Source organism: Microvirga zambiensis WSM3693 (assembly GCF_016735695.1).
Taxonomy (GTDB): Bacteria; Pseudomonadota; Alphaproteobacteria; order Rhizobiales; family Beijerinckiaceae; genus Microvirga; species Microvirga zambiensis.
This window is the reverse complement of the sequence record NZ_JAERQD010000063.1, coordinates 20,771-28,220: the sequence shown is the minus strand read 5'-3', so window position 1 is coordinate 28,220 and position 7,450 is coordinate 20,771. Positions and strand designations below refer to the sequence as shown.

Genomic DNA, 7,450 nt, shown 5'->3' with positions numbered 1-7,450 from the left:
GCCGGCCATGATGGTCATCCCATCCTTGACCGCACCAGCCAGCGCCACGCGCGCATCGCTGTATACCTTGTCCATCACCCTGCCTTTCTTAAGAGAGATCCATCCTCGAGCGAACGCTCCGCAGCAGAAGCTGCGTGGAACTCACCAGCCATCACCCCGTTCTTCAACGCGGACCTGATATGCAAACGGTCAGGCCGTCTGGATGCCTTGAACGGGCTTGATCCCGAGAAGCGCACGGGCCTCACCGGCGGTGGCGATATGCCGGCCGTGGCGGCGTACCGCATCAGCCGCCAAGGATACCAGTTCCGCGTTTGACGCGGCCAAACGGTCTTTGGCGATCCGGACATTGTCTTCGAGTCCGGCGCGGATTGCATCGGCCCCACGCATCAACGCCCATTCCATGACCTGCGCTTGATGGCGACCGATGCCTGCGGCCGTCCAGGTGCAGGCTGGAAAAAGCCTCCTGGCTTCCTTCAGCAGGATGTCGAGCAGGCCTTCCTCGGCCGGCAGGGCATTCTGCACGCCCATGACGAACTGGATGTGCGGGCGCTCGTCGAGCAGACCTCTGTCAGCCAACCGCCGTGCCCCGTGCAGATGCGAGAGATCGAAGATCTCGATCTCGGGCCTGACACCGAACTCCTTCATCTTGCCGGCCATCTCCTCCACCAGAATCGTATGGTTCTCGTAAACGATGGTCGGGAAGTTGACCGAGCCTGTGGACAGCGAAGCCATGTCAGGCCGCAGGTAGAGCGCAGAGCTGCGGAGCGACGGGTCACGTCCGCGCCCGCCGGTGGAGAACTGCACGATCATCCCCGGGCAGAGACGGTTCACTCCCTCCTGCACCTGCCGGAACCGCTCCGGATCGGACGAGGATGTCTCGTCATCGTTGCGGACATGAATGTGCACGAGCGTCGCTCCGGCCTCGTAAGCCTCCCGCGTGCTCTCGACCTGCTCGGGCGGCAGGATCGGAACGGCTGGATTGTCCTTCTTGCGCGGCACCGAGCCGGTGATGGCGACGGCGATGACGACAGGCTTCATCGTAGAGGTCCTGGTCTAGAGATCAAATATCGAAGAAGACGGTTTCGTTCTCGCCCTAGAGGCGAATGTCGAAGGTGTAGGTGGGCATGCCGTTCTCCTCGCTGCGCGCGGCGATCAGGGTCGGCAGCCGGAACTTGTGCTCGATGCGCGCCAGCACCGGGCACTCCGCGTTGGCCGCCTCCTCGTCGCCGAAATACAGCCGCGTGTGCAGGCCGATATTGATGCCGCGCGCCACGATCCACACCGTGATGTGCGGCGCCATCAGGCGGCCGTCCTTGTAGGGCACACGGCCCGGCTTGATCGTCTCGAAGCGGTACTCGCCCGTCGTGCCGTCGGTCGGCTGGCGGCCCCAGCCGACGAAATTCGGATCGGCCTTGCCGCGCTTCTCCTCCGGGCTGTTGTAGAGCCCGTCCGCATCGGCCTGCCAGATCTCGATGAGCGCATCCTTGATCACGTTGCCGGAGCCGTCGAAGACGCGGCCCTTGACGATGATGCGCTCGCCCTTGGTCTCGGGGCCGACGAGGACGAGGCCGAGATCCTCGTCCCAAACGCCGGTGATCTCGACCCAGTTCGGGGTTGCGCCGATATGGACGTAAGGCCCCGCGGTCTGCGAGGGCGACTCTTTGAGCGTCGTGAGTGTCTGAACCATCAGTTCCCCTCCATCCGGTTCTCGAACATGGTCGAGCGCCGCCCGCGCAGCACGATGTCGAACTTGTAGGCGAGCGCGTCCATCGGCAGCGTGGCGTTGCGGTCGAGCACGGCGGTCAGCTGGTCGATCGCCGCCTTGTCGGCAATCGTCGAGACGATCGGGCATTGCCAGATCATCGGGTCGCCCTCGAAATACATCTGGGTGATCAGGCGCTGGGCGAAGGCATGGCCGAAGAGCGAGAAGTGGATATGGGCCGGGCGCCAGTCGTTGACGCCGTTCGGCCACGGATAGGCGCCGGGCTTGATGGTGCGGAACCAGTAGCGCCCCTCTGCGTCGGTGATGGCCCTCCCGCAGCCGCCGAAATTCGGGTCGATGGCGGCAAGATAGGTTTCCTTCTTGTGGCGGTAGCGGCCGCCCGCATTGGCCTGCCAGAACTCGACCAGCGCGCCGGGCACGGGCCGTGCGTTCTCATCGAGCACGCGGCCATAGACGATGATGCGCTGGCCGATGGCATCACCGGTCTTGGCGAAGTTGCGGATCAGGTCGTTGTCGAGCGGGCCGATCGTGCCGTGGCCGAAGCGCGGCCCGGTCATTTCGGAAATTGTGTTCTCGAGCGCGAGAAGCGGATATTGCGGCGAGCGCAGCACCGAGGTCTTGTATTGCGGCGTCAGCGCAGCCGGATGCCAGCTCCGGTCCCGCTGATAGAAGCCGCCTTCCAGGCCCGTCATCTGCTCCTGACGGGGCCCGCTCACTTCGCTCAGGATGGCTTTTCGCTGCATGGGAATCCCTCCAACTCGTCAGAACTGAGGCGGTGCCGCGGAGAGCGCCAGACGCGTTTGCGCGGCAAGGCGGATCGGAGCATTCACGGCGCCGAAGCCCTCGTATCCGCGACGCTCGACAATCTCAAAGAAGAACCCATTCTCCAGCGTCTTCGTGTAGACTTGGAAGAACTCGGCGGAACCCTCCCGATCATAGAGAATGTTGCCAGCCCGCAGCCGCTCGATTTCGTCGTCTGAAAGATCAGTGCGCGTCTCGAGGTCTTCGTAGTAGTTTTCGGGTATCGGAAGCAGCTCGACGCCGCTCGCCTTCAGCCGTTCGACCGTCGCGGAAATGTCCGCAGTCGCGAGTGCGATATGCTGAACTCCCGACCCGTACATGTCGGTCAGAAAGCGGGACGATTGTGTCTGACGACTTTGAGAGGCATTGAGAATGAGGCGTACTGCGCCGTCTTCGGTCGCCACGACCTGACTTTGCACCACACCGCCCGGGTCGATCACGTTCTGGACCGGTGTCTTCTGCACATCGAGCAGGGAAATGTAGAAGAGAAGCCAGGTCAGCATCTCCTCATAAAACATCGACTGGGATACATGATCGACAGTTGTGAGCCCTGCGCCTGTAAATTCGCTGGCGCCGTCGACCGTGGACTCGAAATCCGTATCCCACAGGCGGTCGAGGCCGGTTTTGTGATCGACGAAGTAGATCAGGCTCCCTCCCAAACCTCGCACCGCCGGGATGTCCAACTCACCTGGACCCACCGGCTGTGCAAACGGCTGATCCAGGAGCTGCACCGCCCGCTCGATCGTCGCGGGAGCATCATCGACCCGCAACGCGATGGCACATACTGAGGGCCCATGGGTGATGTTGAAGGAATGGGCGAAGCCCTCTTTGTCGCTGTTCACGACAATATTGATGTCGCCCTGACGCCAATGGGTGACGTCCTTGGAGCGATGCTTGCCCGCCTTGACAAAGCCGAGCCCCGTCAAAACCTGCTTGAATGGCTCGGCACTTCTCTCGTCCATGGCGAACTCGACGAACTCGATCTCGTGGCAAGCGGCACGAGGAGGAAGCTTGGGTAGGTCCGGGACCGGAACACCTGTGCGTCGCTGAAGCTGATCCAGCGTGACGAGCAGCGAGCGTTGACCGTCGAGCGCGACGCTGCGCGCTGAGCCGGCCCGGAAGCGATCGTTGAAGATCTCGAGCGAAAGCAGGCCGTCGAAGCCGGTCGCCTGGAGAGCATCCATAAAGGAATCGATCGGAAGATCCCCCTGCCCCGGGAAGCAGCGGTAATGGCGGCTCCAGGACAGATAATCCATGTCGAGCTTCGGCGCATCCGCCATCTGAACGAGGAAGATCTTTTCCTTCGGGATGGAGCGGATTGCCGCCAGATCCGTCCCGCGCGCGAGAATGTGGAAGGAATCGAGGACGAGACCGACTGCTGGGTGATTGGCCCGGCGAACAATCTCCCAGGCATCGCGGTAATCGTTGACGTGGCGCCCCCAAGCCAGCGCTTCGAATGCCACCCGCATACCGCGCTTGGCCGCCCGCTCCCCGAGCTCGTAGAAGTCCGCGGCAGCCCGATCTATGCCGCCAAGGCTGTCGGGCGAGACATTGCTGCACACCATCAGGAAGTCGCAGCCAAGTTCCTGCATGACGTCGAACTTGCGCTCGGCGCGCGAGAATACTTTGGCACGCTTCGGCTCCGGCATGCCTTCAAAGTCGCGGAAGGGTTGGAAGACCGCATTGACGAGGCCAAGTCCCTCGACCATATGGCGCACATCCGTCGGCGTTCCGTTGAACGACAACAGATCGTTCTCGAAGATCTCGACCCCCTTGAACTGGGCTGCCGCGATAGCTTGGAGCTTCTCGTCCAATGTACCGCTGAGACAAACGGTGGCGATGGCGGTTTGCACGGCGTTACTACCTTCATCCTGCGAGATGCTGACGATTTCGATGGCTGCGCTGGCGGCGTTCATCCGCCAGCACGAATATTCATTGAGCGGGAGACTCAGCGCGTCGCGCGGGCCTTCTCGATCTCCGCAAAGAGTTCCTTAGAAGCGGCCTCGCTCGCTTCCTTCGCGAATTTCTCGGTGACCGGCTTCACCTTGTCCCGCAGCCTCGTAACCTCCTCCGGCGACAGCTCGGTCAGCTGCATGCCTTGAGCCTTGAGCTGCTCGATCGCCTTGGTCTCGGCATCGCGGGATACCTGGCGCTGATAGGCCTTCGCCTCCGCCGCAGCCTCTTCGACGAGCTTCTTCTCTTCAGCGTCATAGCGATCCCAAACGCGCTTGCTGAAGATCACGATCTGCGGATTGTACACGTGCCGGGTGAACGTGAGATACTTCTGCACTTCGGCGAACTTCGATGTCTGAATCACCGTCGCAGGGTTTTCCTGGCCGTCGACCGTCTTCTGCTCCAGGGCTGTATAGAGTTCCGGGAAGGGCAGCGGGACTGCGTTGGCTCCGAGCGTGTTGAACAGATCGATGTAGAGCGGCGACTGCACGACGCGAACCTTGAGGCCCTGAATCTCTTCGAGCTTCGTCACGGGACGGCGGCTGTTCGTGAGATTACGGAAGCCCAGGTCCCAATAGCCGAGACCGACAAGGTTCTTGGGAACGAGCGTCTCCGAAAGCTTCTGGCCGAAGGGACCGTCAACGACCGCGTCCGCCTGCTTCGCGCTGTCAAAGAGGAACGGCAGATCGAAGAGGCCGAACTCCTTGACCTGGCCGACGAGAAGGCCGGCATTCAGGACCGTCATATCAAGGGTACCGCCCTGGATCGACGAGACGGTTTGCAGGTCGCCTCCCAGCTGGCCGCTCGGGAACAGACGAACCTTGATCTTGCCGCCGCTCTTCTGCTCGACCAGCTCCGCGAATTTCTTGGCACCCTGCCCTTGCGGATGCTCCTGCGCGTTCTGGAACGCAAATCGAATGGTGCGCTCTTTGATCTCGGCGTTTGCCGATCCTGGCAGGAGGAACACGCTGCTCAGCAATGCACTGCCGATGACCTTTCCGAAATGCTTCATGACTCTGATCTCCCTAACGTTTTTTCAGGATGGTTTGTCCGGTGCTCGGCACCGTGGTAGTGAATTGTCGCCTGCTATCCTCCGATCAATTTGGCGGGCCACATGACGAGCTGCGGGAACAGCACCATGAGGAACAGCACGACCAGCTGCGCCAGCAGGAAGGGCCAAACACCCTTCATCAGGTCTTCCATGCTGATGCGCGAGACGCCGGCCACCACGTTCAGCACGGTGCCGACCGGTGGCGTGATCAGGCCTATCGAGTTGTTGACGATGAACAGCACGCCGAAATAGACCGGGTCGATGCCAGCCGCTTTGACCACCGGCATCAGGATCGGCGTCAGGATCAGGATCGTCGGAGTCATATCCATGGCCGTTCCGACAATGACCACGAGCACCATGATGGCGATCAGGAGCAGCGTCTGGTTGCCCATGAACGGCTCGAGCAGGTCGACCACGGAGGTGGCAATCTCCGATACGGTGATCAGCCAGGCCGAGACCAGAGCCGCGGCCACCAGCAGCATGACGACGGCGGTTGTCTGAGCCGATGTCACGAAGACGGCAAACAGCTCCGAGATCTTGAGTTCGCGGTAGACGAACACCGCCACAATCAGCGAGTAGACAGCCGCCACCACCGCCGCTTCGGTCGGGGTGAAGACGCCGAACTTCAGGCCGAAGATGATGATGAAGGGCAGGATCAAAGCCCAGACACCCTCGCGCAGAGCCTGCATGAGCTCACGGGCGGACTTCCTGGGCGGGCTGACGATGTTCTCCTTACGCACCTCCCACCACCAGGCGAAGGCGAGCCCAAGGCCGATCAGGATCCCGGGCACCAGGCCGGCCAGGAACAGCTTGGTGATCGACACACCACCCACGACGCCGAACACCACAAAGCCGATGCTGGGCGGGATCACCGGTCCGATCACGCCGGAGGCGGCGATGAGCCCGCCGGAGAGCGACTTGCTGTGGCCGGCTTTGACCATCATGGGCACGAGCAGGGCCGAGAGAGCCGCAGCATCGGCCACGGCCGAGCCGGACAAGGCCGAGAGAATGCATGCGGCCAGAATGGCCACGTAGCCGAGGCCGCCCTTCACGTGGCCGACCAGCGCCAAGGCAACGTCGACGATGCGCTTGGACAGGCCGCCCGTGTTCATGATCTCGCCGGCCAGCATGAAGAACGGCACCGCCAGGAGAGGGAAGCTGTCAGCGCCGTTGATGACGTTCTGGGCGATGATCTGAGCGTCGAACAGATCCATATAGTACATCAGGGCGATGCCGCTGATGAGCAGGGCGTAGGCGATAGGCATTCCGATCGCCATGGTACCGAGAAGGGAGCCGACAAAGATCGCGATGGTCATGACTGCACCTTCCGGGGTGTGGGTGCGGGGGTGGCAAGTTCGCTTTCGCGGCGGTCGCGCTCGGCGATTTCCTGCTTGAGCGCCTCGAACTCCTCCTGCTCTTCCGACTCCTTGACCATGACAAGCTCCTCGTCAGAAACCTTGCCGGTGACCGTGCGGTAGAGATCGGCAATCAGGATCAGGCCGGTTGAGATGCCGAAGACGATGCCGACACCATAGAACCAGCCGGTCGAGAGGCCGGAGGCCGGCGCCGCCACATCCCAGTTGATCAGGGTCTGCTCCCAGCTGCCCTGGAGCAGCAGCCAGGTGGCGTAGAGCATGAGGATCTGTGTGACGATCAGGCAGGCGCGCTTGCCTGCATTCGGCAGGCGCCGGACCAGGGCATCGACACCGAGATGGCCATGCTGGCGCAGGGCCACGATGGCGCCCAGGAAGGTCAGCCAGACGAAGAGCCAGCGCGAGACCTCCTCCGAGACGGTGATGCCGGAGTTGAAGGCGTAGCGCAGCACTACGTTGCCGAAAACGAGAACGACCATGATTGCCAGAAAGAGCGCAATCAGAACCTTCAGCAGCTTGAAATAGCCTTCCACGAGCATGTGCATCGGC

7 protein-coding genes are annotated in these 7,450 nt (G+C 62.0%); all 7 read right to left on the bottom strand.

The window, feature by feature from the left end; genetic code table 11:
* Positions 1 to 189: 189 nt before the first annotated feature.
* Positions 190 to 1,038, bottom strand: coding sequence for a 3-oxoadipate:acetyl-CoA acetyltransferase (locus tag JKL46_RS28665; RefSeq protein ID WP_201840058.1), 849 nt, complete (start codon positions 1,036 to 1,038; stop codon positions 190 to 192).
* Between the two features lie 55 nt (positions 1,039 to 1,093).
* The gene (pcaG, locus tag JKL46_RS28660; RefSeq protein WP_201840055.1) at positions 1,094 to 1,687 is read right to left on the bottom strand and encodes a protocatechuate 3,4-dioxygenase subunit alpha; all 594 of its coding nucleotides are present in this window, start codon (positions 1,685 to 1,687) and stop codon (positions 1,094 to 1,096) included.
* Complete coding sequence (gene pcaH, locus JKL46_RS28655; RefSeq protein ID WP_201840070.1) at positions 1,687 to 2,415, bottom strand: protocatechuate 3,4-dioxygenase subunit beta; 729 nt, start codon at positions 2,413 to 2,415, stop codon at positions 1,687 to 1,689. Before pcaH ends, pcaG begins: the two co-directional genes overlap by 1 nt.
* Positions 2,416 to 2,484: 69 nt before the next feature.
* Positions 2,485 to 4,377 carry a TIM barrel protein gene (locus tag JKL46_RS28650; RefSeq protein WP_201840067.1) on the bottom strand — a complete coding sequence of 631 codons (1,893 nt, stop codon included), beginning with the start codon at positions 4,375 to 4,377 and terminating at the stop codon, positions 2,485 to 2,487.
* Between the two features lie 95 nt (positions 4,378 to 4,472).
* Positions 4,473 to 5,489, bottom strand: a complete 1,017-nt coding sequence (locus JKL46_RS28645) for a TRAP transporter substrate-binding protein (protein ID WP_201840052.1) — start codon at positions 5,487 to 5,489, stop codon at positions 4,473 to 4,475.
* Positions 5,490 to 5,563: 74 nt separating this feature from the next.
* Positions 5,564 to 6,844: a TRAP transporter large permease gene (locus tag JKL46_RS28640; protein WP_201840049.1), complete on the bottom strand. Its 1,281-nt coding sequence runs from the start codon at positions 6,842 to 6,844 to the stop codon at positions 5,564 to 5,566.
* A complete protein-coding gene (locus tag JKL46_RS28635) occupies positions 6,841 to 7,446 on the bottom strand; it encodes a TRAP transporter small permease (protein WP_201840046.1) in 606 nt (201 codons plus the stop codon). Before JKL46_RS28635 ends, JKL46_RS28640 begins: the two co-directional genes overlap by 4 nt.
* Positions 7,447 to 7,450: the final 4 nt, after the last annotated feature.

What these genes read in the sequence shown, in the direction of transcription:
- JKL46_RS28665 (WP_201840058.1), bottom strand. Translation starts at nt 1,038, where the DNA reads ATGAAGCCTGTCGTCATCGCCGTCGCCATCACCGGCTCGGTGCCGCGC.
- pcaG (WP_201840055.1), bottom strand. Translation starts at nt 1,687, where the DNA reads ATGGTTCAGACACTCACGACGCTCAAAGAGTCGCCCTCGCAGACCGCG.
- pcaH (WP_201840070.1), bottom strand. Translation starts at nt 2,415, where the DNA reads ATGACGGGCCTGGAAGGCGGCTTCTATCAGCGGGACCGGAGCTGGCAT.
- JKL46_RS28645 (WP_201840052.1), bottom strand. Translation starts at nt 5,489, where the DNA reads ATGAAGCATTTCGGAAAGGTCATCGGCAGTGCATTGCTGAGCAGCGTG.
- JKL46_RS28640 (WP_201840049.1), bottom strand. Translation starts at nt 6,844, where the DNA reads ATGACCATCGCGATCTTTGTCGGCTCCCTTCTCGGTACCATGGCGATC.
- JKL46_RS28635 (WP_201840046.1), bottom strand. Translation starts at nt 7,446, where the DNA reads ATGCACATGCTCGTGGAAGGCTATTTCAAGCTGCTGAAGGTTCTGATT.